Source organism: Colwellia psychrerythraea, assembly GCF_000764185.1.
Classification (GTDB): Bacteria; Pseudomonadota; Gammaproteobacteria; order Enterobacterales; family Alteromonadaceae; genus Colwellia; species Colwellia psychrerythraea_B.
Window position 1 is genome coordinate 402,565 of record NZ_JQEC01000002.1, and the last position, 19,708, is coordinate 422,272.

Consider the following 19,708-nt stretch of genomic DNA (forward strand, 5'->3'; position numbering starts at 1 on the left):
AGAATAAGTTTGTGATACTTTTGTGAATTAATATTGCCATTATCAGGTCATCTTACTATAACTCTTAATTATTGGTGACCGTATATGACCTACAAATTATTATTATCTAGTACATTAGTTATCTTGCTAACCGCTTGTGGATCTGATGACAAGAGTACAGAGCAACAAACTAGCTTACCCCCTACACCATCAGTTACCACTTTAACCGGTGTCTTTTTAGACTCAGCAGTAAAGGGACTAAATTATAAAACCGCTAGCCAAAGTGGCCAAACCAACGAGCTTGGTGAGTTTAGCTTTCAAGCCGATGAGATGATCACCTTCTCTATTGGCGCTATTGAACTGCCCAGCACGCTAGCCGCACTTTATATAACGCCTTTAGAGGTCTATCAAACGAATAACATCAATCAAATTGAAGTGGTTAACTTATTACGTTTATTACAAAGTTTAGATTTGGATGGCGATGCGAGTAATGGAATCGAGATAACAGAATCGGTACATCAATTGGCCGCTAACTTAAGCATTGATTTTTCAGCTACTGATTTTGAACAACAGATAGCAGAACTCATCAGCCTGAGCGGCGCTGCAAACCAAGAACTCGTGCCGGTAACAATGGCCATCGAACATTTTCAACTGACACTGAACCAAATCAGTAATGATAACTTAACGCGTTGTACTACAACGCACGGAAAAATAGGTCATAGTGGCTTCTTTAATACTTTTCATCATAATGTTTCAGGAAAAGCAACAATTATTGATGACTGCACTATTGAAATCACTCAATTTAGTTATGATGGTGGCGGGCCGGATGTTTACTTTTACGGCGCAATCGATCATCAATATGCTGAGTCTGCTGCTTTCGCAATTGGGCAACAAATTAATGGTCAAAGCTATGATAACGCCAGCATCACTTTAAAATTACCACAAAATAAAAGTTTAGATGACCTTAATGGTCTGAGTGTTTGGTGTGTAGATTTTTCCGCCAACTTTGGGCAAATGGAATTTACCCAATAATCATAAAAAGCAGACTAATTATGCCTGATTTTCTAGCTAGATCTATTAAGCTCAGGCATAATCTTCGCTGTTCATTCTTATAAAACAAACTTATATAAAGTAAAAATAGGAAAGATTATGATTTACAGTATGACTGCTTTTGCTCGCATTGAAATTAAAGGCGATTGGGGCAACGCCGTGTGGGAGATCCGCTCGGTTAATCAAAGGTTCTTAGAAACATATTTTCGCTTACCTGAACAATTCCGAGGCATAGAGCCTGTTTTACGTGAACGTTTTCGTAAACAACTTAATCGCGGCAAAGTAGAGTGTAACTTACGCTTTAATGCCAACCCGGCAAATAAAAGTGAATTAGCGCTAAATGAGAAGCTAGCTTTGCAACTTGTTGAACATGCTAATTGGATCAATGGACACACGCTTAACAGCCAAGTTAACCCTATTGAAGTAATGCGCTGGCCTGGTGTGATGGAAGCTCCTGAAACAGACATGAGTGCCATTCAAGCTGAGTTATTGGCTGGTTTTGATCAAGCGCTAAAAGATTTCATTGAAGCCCGCGCTAGCGAAGGTGAAAACCTTAAGGCTATGATTGAACAACGTCTTGATGCTATAGCTACCGAAGCCGATAAAGTACAAACGCATATGCCAGACGTAATTGCTTGGCAACGTAATCGCATTATCGAAAAATTCACCGATGCTAAAATTGATTTAGACTCTGGCCGTGTTGAGCAGGAGTTAGTTTTATTAGCGCAAAAAATGGATGTTGCCGAAGAGCTAGATCGCCTGAACAGCCATGTTAGCGAAACCAAAAAAATCTTGAAAAAAGGTGGCGCTCAAGGTCGCCGTTTAGACTTCATGATGCAAGAGTTTAATCGCGAAGCGAATACCCTAGGCTCTAAATCTATTAATACCGACATTACCGCCAGCGCGGTAGAGTTAAAAGTACTCATTGAACAGATGCGTGAACAGATTGCGAATATAGAGTAGCTTTTCCAAGTCATCACAAACGCATCTACATGCAACTAAAGCCTCGTTTTACGGGGCTTTTTTGTTCCTGCGCATTCCCATCTGTTTACAGGTGTTGTAGTATTTGTGGTGGGCAATATGGTGAGCAAACGATCACCGTAAAAATATCATTGGTGGGCAGGAAGCGATATGGCAACTATTACAGCAAAACAAATACAAGCTTTTGTAAAGGGAGTGCCTAAAAGGCACCCTATTGGTAGCGGACTGTATTTAGTGGTAAGGAATTCAGCAACGCCATATTGGATGTTACGCTATTCGTCAAATGGTAAACGAAAGGAAATAACTTTAGGCCAATACCCTGATTTATCATTAGCCGATGCTAAAGGCGATGCTGCAATTAAAAAACGAGAAATAAACTTAGGCGCTGATCCGCTAATTGCTAGAAAGCGAATAAAGGAACAAGCAATAAGGTTAGTCGATGATTTATTTGCTGATTGGTATGAGAGCGATTTAGTTAAACGTCTTAAATATCCGAACATACCGAAGCGTATTTATACTAACGATGTGAAACCTCATATTGGTGATATGAAAATAGAAGAGGTTAACGCGCGTGATATACGTAATATAATTCAGCTTATCTCTACAACTAGACCAACAGTGAGCAATGATGCGCTAATTTATTTAAAACAGTTATTCAGGCATGGAATTAAGCTTGATCTAACTAGCCAGAACCCTGCCAGTGCTTTTACGTATTCAGATGCAGGTGGTATTGAAAAAAGTCGTGACCGACACTTAACTATTGAAGAATTGACCAAAGTTTTTGACGTATTTAAAAAACACTCTGCTAAGTTTAATCGTGATAATTATCTAGCATGTGCCTTGTTAGTAACATTAGGCGTCCGTAAAAGTGAGCTTTGTTGTGCCAAGTGGGAAGAATTTGAGCTTAATAAAGCTTTATGGCACTTACCAGAAGGTAGGAGTAAAACAGGCGCACCAATTACCATTCCCTTACCTAATCAAGTTTTAGCATGGTTAAATGAGCTATCTATGCGTGCTTGCGGCTCTGATTATGTATTCCCTGCTAGACGAGCATCAAAAAAACCTCATATGGGCGACGATACGTTAAATAGAGCTATTTCATCGATGTTTGGTCATGAGGCTGGCCGTAAAATTCAGCCATCAAACCTAATGGGGGAAATAAAGCCATTTTCGCCACACGATTTAAGACGAACATTTAGAAGTTTAGCGGCATCACAAGGGGTTTCAGGCCATGTTGCGGAACGATGTTTAAATCATAAATTAAAAGGTGTTGAAGGTATTTATGATCGCCATGATTACCTTGAAGAGAGAAAAGAAGCACACGAAAAAATAGCAAATTTGTTAGAGCCAATAATTGATAAATAATTTTAAGTTTATTTCGAGTCACTTCGATATTGGCTCTGACTTAATCGTCCACTTGATTAGGTCAGCTCAAACCTAAAACCGGCAACCTCTTTAAATCTGCGGCTACAACAGAATGTTAAGTAAAGGCTTATGTAATTAAATAACTAACTCAATATAACTATGAAATAGCTAACGATTCCCAAATATTACTGAACACTTAGGAAGTCACCGTGAATATTCCTAGGTTAAGATTAAAGGAAAACATCTTCTGACATAAGTTCAACGCTACCATTATCCATAGTGGCAAGTTCCCATTTTTTCTGGAATTCATTATTTAGCCCGCTTAAGTGTTTGTCAATATAGCGAGACAACACTCTGAATTTATATATTAAATCGAGCTTTTTGTTATGTTTTAATTCTCTGTATTTGTGGTTGATTTTTTCATCCAAAAATAGTAAATCGTATATGCCAACCTGCGCTAAACCAATAGAAAAATGGTCTTGATCTTGAAGGTGAACCTTTTTAATGGCTTGAGCAAAAGTTACTGGTTTCTGCCTTGCCATATAGGCCATAAGTCCCAAGTATTTTCTTTTTAAATTAGATGTTTTTATTCCATAAAAATAATACCATCGAAAGTTTTCTTCTTGATAGAAAATATCAAACAAACCACAGTATTCAAGGAGTTCTAAGCTGTACTCTGGCTGGATATTATCTATCTCCATACCAAAATCGATAATATTTTCCATGTCTTCATCATAACAATCGACCGCATATTTAATATGACGACATATACTTTTACAAGCATTTTGAATATGTATATTTTGAGTAACTTTATTATCAACAGACAATGTTTTTTGCCAAGCCCCTATCGAATTAATCAGGTCTACTGCTATTTCGTCATAGTCAATGATCTCACTATCATACAGCCTCGCATGCGTGTTTCCACGGTCATTAATTAGATATGATGCCCTAGCTAATACTAATTCATACGAATTTCTTTTCATGTCGCTACTTATTTCGTAGATTACTTTTTTAAAATCGATTATAAATTTTTGGATTGGATTAACCATGAAAATTTTCCTTTCATTGTTGTGAATTTAAAAGTTCAGTTAATGTTTCTGTGATGTCATCGATGCACTCATTTTGAGTAGATTGGCTTTCGCGGGTATGCTTTTAATAAATGTGCTTCACGCAAAAAGTCCTATCACCGTCACTTCTACTAAGAGAGGTTATTTTTCAGTTAGCTGAAAAATAATATCTAAGTAGACAAGTAACTTGTTTAAATTAATATGAGCATGCCTAGGTAAGCTTTTTAGCTAAAAAAGCAGAGAATGTATATAGCAATTTCTGACAATATTATTCAACTTGGATTCGCTTTACTGCCATAAAAAACACTTTATATACAACCACTTAACAAAACATATGAAAGGACATAAAAATTAAAGGTTTTAGGGGGTATTTAAGTTCATGAAACTAAATGAATTTCCCAAAATAACTTTTTTATAATAAATATCCAAAAAATTTGCACATAGACAACATGAAACTCAATTTCAAAGGTAAATCCTGACTAATTCACTTTAATAGGTCACTATCAAACCTACGTCCTCTTTTTTTTAAATCTAATTTATTAATCTCTACTTAGACTTAAAACAGATCTAGTTCATATTTATTAATTAACTCCTACCTAGTTCAACCCAAAGTTTGTTAATCCCTAAAATCATGAAGAAATCGTCACGCTTCGTGACTAACTTATATGAAATCGTCACAGAACGTGGCGTAAGTCATTGTTTTATATAAATTAGTTGACCTTTTATTTTTTGCTGCGTAGGATTCCCACACACATTAAGAAACGTACAAGGGAACACCATGACAGCACAATACACACAACCCACTTCAGAGAGACGTCAGGAGTTATTAAAAATAGCTGGTGAATCTGAGCGGCTAGTAAAGGACGAAGAACGAAAAAAAATTACTACTCTGAGCCGTAGTGAAGCATGGAAAAAAGAAAGAGAAGGGGCATATCCTAAAAGGATTCGATTAAGTCAAAATTCTGTGGCGTGGTTATTATCTGACCTTCTCAGCTTTATCTATCAACAAGTTCCAACTAATAAGAAGCCTGATTAATAGATAATTAACTATGAAAAGATTAATCGGTCATCAATATTTTTAGGATGAATGATGGGTGCTGAAAAAAATAAAAGGTTCAAGCCGAAAGAACGCTTCGCAGGAATTCCCCACATAGTAATGAGTCACCCTGATTACATTGGCCTTGGGGGAAATGCGGTTAAATTATTACTAGAAGCAGCTAGGCAATACAACGGAAGGAATAATGGAAAACTATGCTTCCCTTGGTCACAGATGTCTCAACGAGGTTGGAGATCTCAAGAGACATTACAAACAGCCAAGAATAAGTTATTAGCGAATAACCTATTCGTTATAAGTAAATATGGTGGCTTCTTAAATGGTAGAGGGGTTCCGCAATACTACGCAATAACATGGCAATCAATTGATGAAATCATTGGCTTTGAAATGGATATAGAGCCAAGTAATACCCCTGTAAGAAGCTTTAATTTATAAAAATTTCCTTATACGAAATTCGTCTCGATTCACGACGATAATCGTAGGGCTCTCAATACGTTTTTCGGTACACGATGGTAAATTTCAAGACGAAAACCGTAGCAGGGATAAAATAGAAATTACTATTTATAAGGAACTTAAAGGTATGTAGGTACTAACTACAGTAATACGGTTTTCGTATTCCTATATATATAACCATACCTAAACATAAAAAGTGCTCATTAATCGAAGGTTAACCCTTAGCTAGTTAATCAACATAATCATAGACAAAGGAATAGGTATGACAGTAACTGAAACAATAACTTTAAAAGACACCATTGCTACTAAAGCAGAGCAAATAACTGCATTAGCTTTAGTAGCACAAGCAGGAAGCATTGAAGAACTAACCATTGATAAAATTGAAAGCCTATTTAGTTTATTTATTTATCGACTGATATTGCAAACCTTACAGATCAAATTAATTATCCATTCATAAAAATAGAGGTGAAATAATGCCTAGAGTTCATTCAGCAAGAAACCGCGATGAATTTGAAGTGATATTAAATTCATTAGAAAAAAATAGAGGTAAAAAAGCTCGTTGGATAGCTGAGTTAACTTCCCTCTGGGCTTTAAGAATTAGTGACTTATTGGCATTAACCACAGCTCAAATAGATGAATCATTTAGAAAAGGTGAGATTAAAGTTATTGAAGGTAAAACTAAAAAGCGAAAGACAATTACTTTAACCCCTTATGCCATCAATATTTTAGAGGAAATACGAAAAACATATCCATATGAAAAATATTTGTTTGAAAGTCGCTACGGTGGAGCTAGAAAGCCTATTAGTAGAAAAACCGTGTGGGGCTGGATGTGCGAAGTTGAAATAGATGTTATTAAGTGGAGGCGCTCAATTGGCTACATGGGCGGGGTTAATCTAGGCACACACTCTTTACGTAAATCAGGCTCTAGATTAAGGCTACAAGCAGGGATTTCATTAGAAGAAATACAACAACTCTTAAACCATAGTAAGCCTGAAACTACTATTAATTATATTGATAATAATGAACAGGATTTAGTTAATACTTACGTTGTTGGTGATTATGCTTTGTTTGGTAAAAAACCTGATTAAAGACAGTTTATAAGTTACATCCTAAAGGCACCTTAAGTTATTGATTCTACTAAATAATACCAGACCTAAAAAACACACGGATAAAGTTGATTCGTTAGGTCTAGTTTAAACATTAACTAATTGATAAATAGCGGCCTTTGAAACAACGTGAAATATTGGATATTTGCTAGGAGAAACAAAGATTGAATCAATTTAACTGTGATTAAATAGCTCTATTCCATAGAGGGAGGGGTGGGTTAGATTTCTACAGCTTTATACACTCTAGACCGACGCCTAAGTCCACGTGAAATTTTGCCAAAACTGAAAAGTTTTTTTGTACGTGCTTACTGGGCTGTAGCGAAGCATGTTTACATTTACTATTTTGATAGAACCTCAATATGAATAGGGGTTAGAGTGAGTTCTTGTCGTAAATAATGGCCTTGATTCTTGGTCAGACGAAAACGGGATTTTTCTGTGTCACTTTAATCAACTTGTGATTATGTGCAGCATAAAAATTCATTGAAAACTAATTACCACCATCAAGGGAGATTACAAAAATGTTATTAGAACTTAAGAACAGAGCTATTGAAGCAGATCAAGTCCATTCAGAAATTCTCGATCGATGTTGTGAGTGGGATAATATTGTTGAACGTTCGGATGACCTAGTGAAATTTCTAGACTTGGATATCGGTGAAGAAAGTAAAACATTAATCCGGAGGTTGATAGATACTAACCTTGCCTTAAATCTTACTCATGCCGAACTAGAAGCAAAAAGAGATAAATCAGTATTAGAGTATGCATTAGCAAAACTAGGAGGAAATCTTGGGAGTATTATTGATTACGTTGATAACAAAGGAAGAAAGCGGACTATTGTTGTAGAAGACGCTCAACTTCTAGCGGGAGACGTTGCGGTAACAGGCACGCGTCTTCTTCAATCCGGAAAGATTGGTAAGTTAGAAGGCTATGTTTGTCTAGATTCCTGCCAATGGCAGCTAAGATAACAGTGGCTTCGCGTAAAACAGGTCGCCCTTGTAGAAGTTGTAGAGTTGGCATTCATTACGGCTCTGGCTATTGTGATAAGTGCCAAGGCTCCGCAGCAACAAAACGCTGGTCACATCACCACAAAGGGCGAACAACTGATCAACGAGGTTACGGCTCACAATGGAGGGTTATTAGGGAACAAGTTTTAATCCGTGATAAGAACCTATGCCAACCATGCTTACGCAACAATGTTGCAACACCAGCTAAACAAGTCGATCATATAATTGCTAAAGCTCTTGGTGGTAGTGATGCTGAAAGCAATTTAGAAGCTATTTGCATAGAGTGCCACAAGGTTAAAACAGCTAATGAGAAGCATAAAAGGAAGGTTGATTTAAGTACCATCTAGCTTCAAGTATATCTATCAATCAGTGTCTATTAGTACCTGATAAGTAAAATAACAGTTGATAAAGCAGTTAATTGCACCTAAAAAGATACAAAAAAAACCCTTTTTTAGCCTAAAAACAGTAAAAATCATCTTATAATTGATGAATTATTCAACCCGTTGAGAATCGCACGATAATGAGTCTATTATATTAGACCCTTTATTAACAAGGGCTGCATAGGGGGGGGAGGTAAAATCTCTAGAGCCTATAGCATGGTGACCGTACCCTCAGGATTTTTTTTACGTGCGCGCATTAAAAAGTTTCTGACCCCACCAAGATCGAGGCGTAATTGTTGGGGTGTGACACGTCACATTTATACCCACTTAAAAATAGCTCAACAGAAATAAGCATTTTTTCGTGGCTTAAGCCATATAAGCTGGTTTAAATCTTAATATATCAATTCAAAAAATTAGCGTCTTAATTAGAGAGTACAATTGAAAATGAATAAAGAAAAAAGAAAAATAAATGAGCATTGACGAAAGGACATATAGTCAAACAAATGATATATTGAGGCACATAAAAATAATATATTCATGAATGTTCAATGAGCTTTGATTTCCCACAGGATTCCGTGCAATCCAATTATAGTAGCTCAAAACCTTCTGATGAAAGCGTTGCAATCTCACATCACGAAGAAATTGATGCGGAATTAAGTAGGCTTTTTAATAAATTCAAAACTGATGGTCTACCTATAGAGGTAGATTTTAGGGAGTTAGTGAATTGGATTCCATATTCTGATTCATACACACACTATATTCATAGTTACCCTGCTAAACTATTAAAACATATACCTATCTTTTTTTTGAATTCTAAAATTCTTCTTCCAGAAAAAGGAAGTGTAGTATTAGACCCTTTCTGTGGCTCTGGTACTGTTCTCTTGGAATCCATGTTGTCAGGTCATAACAGCCTAGGCTGCGATGCTAACCCTCTAGCTCGCTTAATTGCGAAAGTTAAAACTACAAAGCTGGATAGCAACGTAATCAGAAGTCAAAAAAATAATATTGTTGCTAAAGCTAAAAGGTTAAGAAAGTTCGCTCCTTTAAACGTGACTAATATTGATCATTGGTTCCCAAAAAAGACTCAATTACATTTGTCTAAATTGATTAGAGCGATAGAGGGTTTACCAGAAAGTAATGAAAAAGATTTTTTCAAGGCTACTTTTTCTAGCATAATTAAAAAGGTTAGTTTTTCTGATCCTAACTTGAGCGTGCCAGTAAAAATTAAACCGAGCAAATATAACGACCCTACAACGAAAGAAAAAGCAGAAAAGCAGCTACTTTCGGTTGAAAATACAGATGTGCTATCCGTATTTGAAAAGCATATAGAACAAAATATAAAAAGAATAGATTTACTTGAACAAGTGGATACTGAATCCCTTAAATGTGAGGTAATTTCCAAAGATGCAAGAAAAATATCTAGCTCATTATCCCCTAATTCAGAACCACTCAAAGCAAACTCCGTTGACTTTATAGTGACATCTCCGCCTTATGCTGGAGCACAAAAATATGTTAGATCTTCTTCTTTAAATCTTGGGTGGCTTGGCTTTTGTGAAAAAAACACTCTACGTGACTATGAGCGGTTGAATATTGGAAGAGAGCATTATAGTAAATCTGAATATAAAGATATAATTCAGCTTTCTATCGAAGAAATAGACAGAGTGTTAGAACGAATTTGGGAAAAAAATCCTTTACGGGCTCATATAAATGGCAATTATCTTTTAGAAATGAAATCAGCAATAGCTGAAATGTATAGGGTATTAAAAACAGACAAATATTGCACTATAGTCATTGGAAATAATGAAGTGTGCGGTGAACCTTTTGAGACGCAAAAATTCATTAGGCTTTTGGCTGAACAAACAGGATTTAAAACCGAATTGGTATTAGTTGATGAAATACACTCAAGAGGGCTCATGACTAAAAGGAATAAAACTGCTAGCGTTATTAATTCAGAATGGATTTTGGTTTTCAAAAAATGAATGAATTCGACTTTAAAGAACAATTAGAAATTAAAATAACTAAACTTTCTCAAAATATTTGGGAAGATAAAGTTGGTGGTATAAGTCTTAATAAGTGGTTAGAAAACTTCCAGACTAATGATGATCCGAGTAAATGTGAACAAACTCATGCCTTATATCTAGTTAGCAATTTTATGTATTTTGGTACACGAGAAATTAGAGAGTTATTGAAATCATTGTATAGAGATAAATTCCTAAAGCCACTTGTACAAACAATTAGAAGACAAAATCAAGATACTAAATTACTCCGAGATATACAGAGCAGCATAAAAAAAGATTTATCAGAAACAAGGTTTTTAGGGATTGGAAACCCTTCAGAGAGTGGAACTCACTTGCTCTATTTCTTTCGACAAGAAAATAATTTGAGTAAAGATGATTTTTTACATAGTCATGAAATAATTTCAATGGCTCGTTCGCCTGTCAATCAACAAGTTACTTTAAGATTAAAAAATTCTAAAATTAGAAGATATATTTTTTTAGATGATGTTTGTGGCAGTGGCACTCAAGCAATTGAGTACTCTAAAACACTATTGTCTGAAATTAAAGCTTTAGACCCAACAATTAAGATATGCTATTTCTCTTTATTTTCGACTGCACATGGAATGAAGAATATAAGGAAAAATACTCATTTTGATGAAGTTGGTTGTATTTTTGAGCTAGATGAATCGTTCAAGTGCTTTTCTGATGAAGCTAGGCAATTTAAGGGGGAAGCTGAACTTCCTATATCCAAAGATTTTGCCAAGGCTTTTTGTGAGAAATATGGAATAAACCTTTTAAATTCACAAGAGCATGCTTTAGGCTATAAAAGTAGCCAGTTACTATTAGGCTTCGCCCACAATACTCCAGATAACACTTTACCAATCATTTGGGGCGAAACCGCTACTTGGACGCCTTTGTTCAAGAGATATCAGAAATATTAACTTATCGGTACAACATACTAGGAAAATAAGAGGCCCAAGTGGATTTATTACAGAAGAACCCATTTACAACATTAAAAGCCAATGATCTCAATGATGCTGAAATTAATGAGCAATGGGTGGATTCGCAAGGTGGATTTGCCGATTTTTTTTGTCCTACTCATAAAGTTTCTCAATATATTTTAGGAGGCAAAGGGAGCGGAAAAACTCATTTAATGAGATATTTTTCATATAACTCTCAAATGGTCAGGAATAGTCATTCTATTTTGGAAGGTATAAAAAATGATGGCTATTTTGGAATTTATTTTCAAGCAAGTGGCTTAAATGGAGAGCGTTTTGAAGGCTTACCATTTGCAGCTAAGAAGAAAAGTGCACTCTTTGAATACTCTTATGAACTTTGGTGTGCCGGCTTAATCATACAAGCATTAATTGAAATAAATGCTATTGATCCCCTTTTAGAGGATGAATCTGCTTTTTGTGAAGAAGTATTATCCTTATTTTTTAAGAAAACTGATTTATTTAACCAGGTTAATAATTTAGTTAGTTTACAGCAGCTAATAAAAGAGCTGTCCAATAAAGTTGATTATGAAGTTAATAATGCATTTTTTTCGGATGACACTCATTTTGAAGTTTTAACGAAAAGAGGTAGTTTGATTTTTGGAATTCCAAAGCTTATCACTGCTCATATAGATAGTTTTGCTGAAATCACATTCTTATACCTTATAGATGAATTAGAGAATATTAATCCTGAACAGCAAAAATATATAAATACACTACTTAGAGAGAAACAACTTCCTTGCTCTTTTCGGCTAGGGGCTCGAGGGTATGGAATTAAAACTTTCAAAACCCTTGGTTCAAATGAAGAAAATAGAGAAGGTCATGAGTATGAAATAACAAAACTTGATAACATATTACACGATAAGTCTGACTATGAGTTATTTGCAATAAACTTAATAATTAACCGACTTGAGAAGTCTGGTTTTATTTCGAAATCTCAAAAACATTTAGATATTTTTGGGGATAATATCAAGGCGAAAAAAACGTTCTTAAATAGCTTATTCGAAGAACCCGATTTAAATTCCGTTTTAGCATTAAAGCAGCCTGAAAATGAAGAAAAGTCATCACATATGACGGCTATGAAAAATAGAATTTCTAGTAAAAGACTTCCCGATAAGACAGCGGAAATAATTGTATCTTACTTATCAAATAGAGCTGCTCCATTGGTTGAAGCAGCCAGTATTCATTTATTCTCACAGTACTGGAAAGATGCAGCTAGAACACCTGAAGAACTTGTAAGTGAAGCTAAAAAAACCAAAGAGCTAGCATACAAATATATCGATTCAAGGTCAAATAACTCACTCATTCACAAAAAAATAAATTACTATAAAAACAACTACCTAGCATCCTCCCTAAGAGCAAAAAGTCAAAAGAATATTGAGCAATATTTAGGTTTAGAAAATTTACTACTTGTTACTAAGGGGTTTCCTCGGCATATATTAACCGCGCTAAGGAATATATATAAAAATGAGGTGTTTGCCGGTAATGTTCCTTTTTCTGGTTCAACTCCAATCTCAATAAAATCACAAAAAATTTCATTAATGGAAGCCGCCAATTGGTTTCATAATGAATGCTCTTGTGAAGGGGTACTGGGAAATAGGGTTCTTGACGCTTTAGCTAATATTTGTGAAATATTAAGAATTGAAATGTATGCCGATAAACCTGTCGAATGCTCTGCATCATCATTTACAGTTGATGAATCCCTAGTCTCTGATGAAACAAGGGATATTTTAAGATGGGGCGTTCTTATCAGAGTATTTATAGAGGCTCCCGATAGACAAGAGAAAAACTCTCAAAAATTAATTTCCAAGTTTCATATTAACAGCCTTCTTTGCCCTAAGTGGGGACTTTCAGCAAAGAAAAGAGGTGCTATTTCTTTCACACCGGACACTTTAGATGTCATTTGCTCTAAGGACAGAAGAAAAGAGTTTGATGCCTTAGTTAATACATTTACAAGCTCTCGTAACATGCCATTTAAAGTAGCTACAGACGAAGATGAAAGTAAAGATACTCAACAGAATGGGTTTGGGTTCTAGATGCATTACTATATGTATTACAAAGATGAATTGGCCCTTGACAATGATTGGCCACAGTGGGATTTGTTTATATCTGCTTATAATTTAAGTGAGCGATTAAATACAATTTTCAATAAAGTTCAAGCTAAAGATAAATATTGGTTAGTTTTTCCAGAATATGGTTTTTCCGAGGATGAAAAACCAAATGGTGACTCTGTTTATAATGTACTTCAAGGATCTGAAGCAGAACAGTTGATGCCTATAATTCAGCAGATAAAGTTAAATGAATATAAAGATAAAAATATTTGTATTGATGCTACTGGCTTTATGAGAGCTCAATTATTATTTTTACTCGCATATTTTAAAAAATTGGGTTTTACGAAAATTGATTTTTTATATAGTGAACCAGATCATTATTCTAAAAAAGAAAATACAACATTCTCTGCAGGAACAATCACGGAGACAAGGCAAGTGATTGGCTACCAGGGAAACTCAAAGCTATCGAATAAAAAAGATCTATTAATTATTTCTGCTGGATATGATACTAATCTAATAGCGAAAGTAGCTCAACAATATGAAAATTCAGAAATAGTTCCTCTACTTGGTTTCCCATCTTTAAGAGCTGACATGTTCCAAGAGAATATTTTAAGAACTGTCGCTGCTGATGAATCCTTTAGTGCTGAAACATTGAAATATCCTTTATTCGCACCTGCAGCCGATCCATTTGAAACAGCTGAATCAATAAGCCATTACATTAAAAAACACGATTGCTTAAATAATTTTGATCACATATACCTCTGTCCTTTAGCTACTAAGCCTCAAGTATTAGGCATGGGTTTAGTATTCCTGAATGAATATGAAAACATGAATGTCAGTATCTTATATCCATTTAGTGAGGGCTACTCTAAGGAAACCTCTATAGGGGTTTCCAAAATCTGGAAGTATACTTTTGAGTTTTAAATTGGTGGGCAAAAAGGTGGGCAAAGTACAGGGTTTTATCATATATCGAATGCAGCCCCCTAATTAATAACACCAAGGCTTTAAAACAATAAGCAGATTGCGAATATAGAATAATAACCACTAAGAACTATCAACGATACCAAAGCCCTTTATTTTTATAGGGCTTTTTTTATATATTCAATTTAAAAATTTATGGAGCTACTTGGCTGATATAACAAGTTCCGATACAGAAACTAAATCTCAGACAAGCATTCATGGCATCATGCGTGATATTACTGAGCGAAACTCAGATATTGCTAAAACATAACACCTTACCCTTCAATATAGAGAATCTAATCAAAAAAACAGTCTATCAACTGATTTCATTGGTTATTTTCGATACTAACACTATCAAGTTGATAAGACCTGTTTACAATATATGCTGCTTTACTCTAGGTATGATGAGATAATAAACATAAAAGGAATTATTTATGTGTGTAAACAACCTAGGCAGAAAATTTTTTATTTTCTTCCTCTTCGCTATATCCATTATTCTTCAGGGCTGCGGAGGTGGTGATGATAAAGGCGAGACTAAAAAAACAAATCAAACAATAATCCCTGTTACCTTTTCTGGTGACAATTCTGTTATTGAGTCTAAAGAATTTTCCATTACAGCAACAGCAAATGGAGCTACTTCTTTTGCATGGACAATTAGTGACAATAACATTGTTTTAAGCGGTGCAGACAGTAATACCGCCTCTTTTACAGCGCCAGCTATTGATCAAGATACCGCTGTTACTCTTACACTTAATGTAACGGGTAACAATGCAACCGGAAGTGGTACTTTCGATATCACAATGAACAGAAAAGTATCCACTCTTACTATCAGTGGTTTAGTTACTGATAAACCCATTGCTAATGCAACGGTAACGTTTGAAGCAGGTACAGATTCACAACAAACAACAACGGATTCTGAAGGCTATTATGATATTACCTTAGAGATTGATGAATCGAATGTTGATAAATTACTTAAAATAACAGCCGTTGGTGATGCGACTAATGGTGCTGTTGAGTTTGTATCATTACTTCCCACTATTGCTACTTTAGTGGCAGCTGCCGGTGAAGACGGTACGCTTGATATCGAAGACGAATTTGGTGTAAACATCACTAACGTTTCAACCGCTGAGTTTACTTTGCTAGAGAAAGCCAATGGCGGCGAAGCAATCACCTCAGAAGAGCAGTTAGCCGTTTTAGCTATTGAGATTAACCCGCAAGAAAAATTAGAACTTGCTGCCGTTATTAAACTTATTGTTGATGACCCTGACTATGATTTACCTGAAGGTTTTGAATCAACGTTAGATTTAGTTGCCGATGAGCAAGCAACAGAAGATTTTGTTACCGAAATTGGCTCGCAAGACCCTAATGCCTTAGACAATGTTCTTGAAGAAATAAAACAAGATGAGAAGTTAACAGGAAAGGTTACTGCTTTAATGGTTGGCGAGTACCTAATTACCAATCCTCAATATTACTTCAGCTCATCACTTCATGTAAGTTTACTTGCTGATAATGTAGCTAAAGTTTCTCAGAATAATGGTGCTGGCGAAGGTACTTGGCAAGCAACAGATACTGGCGTTAGTATTAGTCTAACTAAGCCTATTAAATCAGAGGATAGATCTTACTGTACTGATGAAGACTCCGGCATACAATTTGAGTGTCAGGAGACAATTACTCATTTAGATATTGAATTAATCGCCATGAATGATGTGCATTATGATGTTTCATATCTATATACAGGCGTTCAAAAGGACATAAATAATCAGTATCAAGATAGAGAAATTGATTTTTACGAACCTTCAACGGCCAGCTTAATATCGCTTAACAACACCTTAATGCTAACCGAAGCAGAGCTACTAGGTAGTTTCACTATTGATAACTTTATCAATAGTGAACACTCTGAGCCTGCATTAGTGACTTTTTCTGAAGGTGCTGTTGGTACTGTAGTGATTGCCGAAGACGTATATTCTCTAACTTGGGAAATAAAAGGCACGCAGTTAACTGTCAGAGTGCCTGATTATGACCATACAACTACTGATGTGCATGATGTTGAAACCTTGCATGAAGGTTTAACTAACCAATATTGGTTTATTAAGCAAAGTGATGTGTTATCACAAACAGTATCACTAAGCTCTACAGGTAAATCATCATCGGCGTTATTTGTTGAAAATAAACCTGGCTTAGCATTTACTGAAGACAATGCTGTTGGTGGTTGGTTGTTCCATTACAATAGCATTATTTATCGTTACGACTTATATGAAGACGGTAGCTTTATTCCTGACTGGAACTGGGAAGGGCGTCCATACATTTGGTCAATTACTGATGATGGGCAAATGTTCCGTGAACGTGAACGCTGCGATATTATCAATGATGGCACAGAAGTCTGTTATACCTATCAAAAGGTTTATCACAAAAAACTAGCTGAAGATGGAGATTTCTTTTATGTCGCTAGAGACTTCCAACAATACTGGGTGAATTATGACACGGGTGTTGTTGAGTTTTATAAATCTTTTAAAGGGATTTTTGTATTTGAAAAGTCCGAACACTATGGTCACACACGTTTTTATGAATGGACTGAGGGGCGTTCTTTTTATAGCTTGAGTGCAGAAGATCCGAAAGCGCCGATTCACAAATTAGAATTTACCAACCCTGGTGAAGGTTCTTGGAATTATAACGAAGTTCCTAAAGATGATAATGGCTACTTTGTTATTGATAATAAGAATAACGGTACTGATGTACAGTTTACGCCGTACCATTTTGCTAGTGGTACTATTGTTTTTAATAGTTTTGATGATGACAAAGAAATGCGTTTGAGTATTATCGATCATGAACGTAATTTTTATACGGTTTGTCATTATGAAACAGGTACCAGCGCACAAGAAATTCAAGATTGTTCAACAGGTGAGCTACTCTATGTCTTTGATGAGGCTTCAAAAGCTGAGGCTATGCAAGGTCAATCAGTCATTAACCAGCAAAAATTTGTCGGTAAAACGGTATATAATTTTGAATTATCCGATGGGAGTGATGCTGATATAATTGTTATGGAAATGGCTGATAATGGAACGGTTACCTTAACGGCTCAAGACGGTACTAGTTCTTCAGGTACATATACATTTAATGATAACCAAGTAATTTCTTTCAATGTTTCAGCTGAAGGTGAATACCGGGATACTTTTGCGGTAATCACAGGCTATGATTCTGCAGATAATATTTATGAGTATTGCTATGTTGATGATAACAACATTACTGCTGCTAGCGCTAAGCAAGCATGTTTAGCGGATGATGTGTCAGGTACTTCAATTGATAAATTATATTACGGGGAATTTATTTTTGATAAAGCACTTGCTCAAAGTATTATTGCACGTCTTCCTCTAGTGGGTGAATACCTACTCGCTGATATGTTTATCTCACTTAATGCCGACGGTGGCCATGTTCAGCTTAACGCCTCATCTACCATTGATATTGATTGGAGCCTAAATGATGATCAAATAGTTATTATGCCAAGTGAAGTTGGTCGTTTATTTAATGAGACATCTACATGCATTAATAACGAGTCGGGTAATTCATATGATTGTGCAGCAAAACTTGCAAAAATCACCATCGATATCGTCTCTGAAAATCAAAGTAACTATGTTGTTGACTACCAAATTGAGTTAATTGACTTTGATATTAGTAATACATACCCAGATAAAACGGTTGGTTTAGCAGAAGTGATCCCTAGCGTTACTATGTTTGATACCGATAGCACGTTACCAATGCTGACCGAAAATATGACGGGTCAATGGTATATTGAGAGCTTCTTACCTAATGAAAATACAGCCTTAGTTACCTTTAACGCTGACGGAAGCGGCTCTACTATAGTTACAGGTGAAGAATACGGATTTACTTGGACTATTAGCGGTGTTCGTCTTCATATCAATGTACCCAATTACACTTACTTAAATTATCCAGATAACGACAACCTTACCGGCTATAGCAATACCTTTTGGTTAACGGATGATAGCCACAGCCTTTATCGTAATATTACCATGAGTGGTATAAATGGTATTTCCCAAGCGCGTATTTTTGATACTCCAACAGTTACTGATTTTACTTTTGACGAAGCCGCAACAGGTTGGAATATTGAATTAAGCCAGAAGCAAACAACGGTATATGATTTTCATCAAGATGGTGAATATTTTTATGGCTGGGGTTATAGCTCATATAATGAGTGGCGAATTGATAATGGAGAAATTTTAAGATATCACACTCTTTGTGAAGTCTCTTTCAATGGCTGTGTTGAATATGCCCAAATAATTCATCGTAAAATTGCTGTTGAAGGTGATGTTATTTATGCCTTAAGGCAGTGGCAATTTTTAAATGAAGAGCTCTATGCCAACACCGGTGAAATACAGTACCAATTAAATAGTAGCCACATTCTGACTATGGATCGTAAGGAGACTTATGGCGAGTCAAATTTCAGTTCAAATTTTGATAATTCTTATAGCTATGTTGTTAAAGGTACTGATAATGATTTAGTGAATGAATCATGGGTGTTTAGTTCAGCGAATGGTTGGAGCCGCGACGATTATGGCCTACCTGATGACAAATTAAATTATATTATAAGAGATACTGGCGGTACGCCAACAAATGTGGCTTATGAATATGCTGATGGCCAAATTGCTTACACTGAAAATGGCATCAATTATCGTATCTCTATTCTGGAAACAGCTCGTTATTATATTAAAGTTTGTATTGCTGAGCAAAGTGTACTAACCAATGATTGTGTTAACGGTGAAACAATGTATTTTTACCGTAACTCGGAAAGAGCTGAACAACATACTCAATTTAATACGCCTTCACCTGAGGCACGCTTCCTAGCTGAAATGGTATACGATAAATCTTTTAATGTTACCATGCCAAATGATGTTGTTTCTGCCTTTACCTTCAATGCTGATGGTACAGGTTTTATTCAATACCCACCAAGTGCAGATAATAACTTTGATGCTCATGACACAAACACAATTACTTGGCAGGTAAGTAGAACAGGAACACTTACCTTCACGGAAGCAAGAGATAATGGTAATAGTTGGCTTTGGACTATTTTAGCATCTGATACCTCTACTAATAGCACCTCTTTCACTTGGTATTCAAGTGGACAACAAGACAGTGGTCTTCAGGGATTAGAAACAGGCACAGGAACCATGACACGGCAACCATAAGTTAATTCAATAACAATATTGATTAAAAGCCATACCTTTACCATGCTCTAAAAATGGTTGAGTTATGGCTT

The 19,708-nt window shown here is 35.7% G+C and carries 15 protein-coding genes; 14 read left to right on the plus strand and 1 reads right to left on the minus strand.

Annotated elements, in window-relative coordinates; translation table 11 throughout:
- Nucleotides 1-84: 84 nt before the first annotated feature.
- From GAB14E_RS23845 to GAB14E_RS20610, 3 genes are all read left to right on the plus strand, one after another.
- Entirely contained in the window at nt 85-1,011 is a 927-nt protein-coding gene (locus tag GAB14E_RS23845; protein ID WP_052093405.1) for a DM13 domain-containing protein, read from the plus strand.
- A 117-nt stretch (nt 1,012-1,128) separates the two neighbouring features.
- Nucleotides 1,129-1,992: a YicC/YloC family endoribonuclease gene (locus tag GAB14E_RS20615; protein WP_033080468.1), complete on the plus strand. Its 864-nt coding sequence runs from the start codon at nt 1,129-1,131 to the stop codon at nt 1,990-1,992.
- A gap of 168 nt (nt 1,993-2,160) precedes the next feature.
- Nucleotides 2,161-3,375 carry a tyrosine-type recombinase/integrase gene (locus tag GAB14E_RS20610; protein ID WP_033080469.1) on the plus strand — a complete coding sequence of 405 codons (1,215 nt, stop codon included), beginning with the start codon at nt 2,161-2,163 and terminating at the stop codon, nt 3,373-3,375.
- Nucleotides 3,376-3,605: 230 nt separating this feature from the next.
- Here the strand turns inward: GAB14E_RS20610 and GAB14E_RS20605 are convergent, their stop codons facing one another.
- A complete protein-coding gene (locus GAB14E_RS20605) occupies nt 3,606-4,424 on the minus strand; it encodes a hypothetical protein (protein WP_033080470.1) in 819 nt (272 codons plus the stop codon).
- 796 nt (nt 4,425-5,220) lie between these two features.
- Between GAB14E_RS20605 and GAB14E_RS20600 the strand changes: the two genes are divergently transcribed.
- From GAB14E_RS20600 to GAB14E_RS20550, 11 genes are all read left to right on the plus strand, one after another.
- Nucleotides 5,221-5,478, plus strand: coding sequence for an AlpA family phage regulatory protein (locus tag GAB14E_RS20600; protein ID WP_033080471.1), 258 nt, complete (start codon nt 5,221-5,223; stop codon nt 5,476-5,478).
- A 120-nt stretch (nt 5,479-5,598) separates the two neighbouring features.
- On the plus strand, nt 5,599-5,931 hold the full coding sequence (locus GAB14E_RS20595; protein WP_156115641.1) for a hypothetical protein: 333 nt from the start codon (nt 5,599-5,601) through the stop codon (nt 5,929-5,931).
- A 280-nt stretch (nt 5,932-6,211) separates the two neighbouring features.
- Complete coding sequence (locus GAB14E_RS20590) at nt 6,212-6,406, plus strand: hypothetical protein (protein WP_033080473.1); 195 nt, start codon at nt 6,212-6,214, stop codon at nt 6,404-6,406.
- A 16-nt stretch (nt 6,407-6,422) separates the two neighbouring features.
- Nucleotides 6,423-7,037 carry a tyrosine-type recombinase/integrase gene (locus GAB14E_RS20585; protein WP_033080474.1) on the plus strand — a complete coding sequence of 205 codons (615 nt, stop codon included), beginning with the start codon at nt 6,423-6,425 and terminating at the stop codon, nt 7,035-7,037.
- Between the two features lie 536 nt (nt 7,038-7,573).
- Nucleotides 7,574-8,017: a hypothetical protein gene (locus GAB14E_RS20580; protein ID WP_033080475.1), complete on the plus strand. Its 444-nt coding sequence runs from the start codon at nt 7,574-7,576 to the stop codon at nt 8,015-8,017.
- On the plus strand, nt 8,002-8,403 hold the full coding sequence (locus tag GAB14E_RS20575) for an HNH endonuclease (protein WP_033080476.1): 402 nt from the start codon (nt 8,002-8,004) through the stop codon (nt 8,401-8,403). Before GAB14E_RS20580 ends, GAB14E_RS20575 begins: the two co-directional genes overlap by 16 nt.
- 581 nt (nt 8,404-8,984) lie before the next feature.
- Complete coding sequence (locus GAB14E_RS20570) at nt 8,985-10,415, plus strand: DNA methyltransferase (protein ID WP_052093406.1); 1,431 nt, start codon at nt 8,985-8,987, stop codon at nt 10,413-10,415.
- Nucleotides 10,412-11,374 carry a phosphoribosyltransferase-like protein gene (locus GAB14E_RS20565; RefSeq protein ID WP_033080595.1) on the plus strand — a complete coding sequence of 321 codons (963 nt, stop codon included), beginning with the start codon at nt 10,412-10,414 and terminating at the stop codon, nt 11,372-11,374. The genes GAB14E_RS20570 and GAB14E_RS20565 overlap by 4 nt, the downstream gene beginning before the upstream one ends.
- A 38-nt stretch (nt 11,375-11,412) precedes the next feature.
- On the plus strand, nt 11,413-13,464 hold the full coding sequence (locus GAB14E_RS20560; protein WP_033080477.1) for an ORC-CDC6 family AAA ATPase: 2,052 nt from the start codon (nt 11,413-11,415) through the stop codon (nt 13,462-13,464).
- Nucleotides 13,465-13,476: 12 nt separating this feature from the next.
- Complete coding sequence (locus tag GAB14E_RS20555) at nt 13,477-14,403, plus strand: hypothetical protein (RefSeq protein WP_156115642.1); 927 nt, start codon at nt 13,477-13,479, stop codon at nt 14,401-14,403.
- Between the two features lie 470 nt (nt 14,404-14,873).
- On the plus strand, nt 14,874-19,637 hold the full coding sequence (locus GAB14E_RS20550) for a carboxypeptidase-like regulatory domain-containing protein (protein WP_033080479.1): 4,764 nt from the start codon (nt 14,874-14,876) through the stop codon (nt 19,635-19,637).
- The last annotated feature ends 71 nt before the right edge of the window (nt 19,638-19,708 follow it).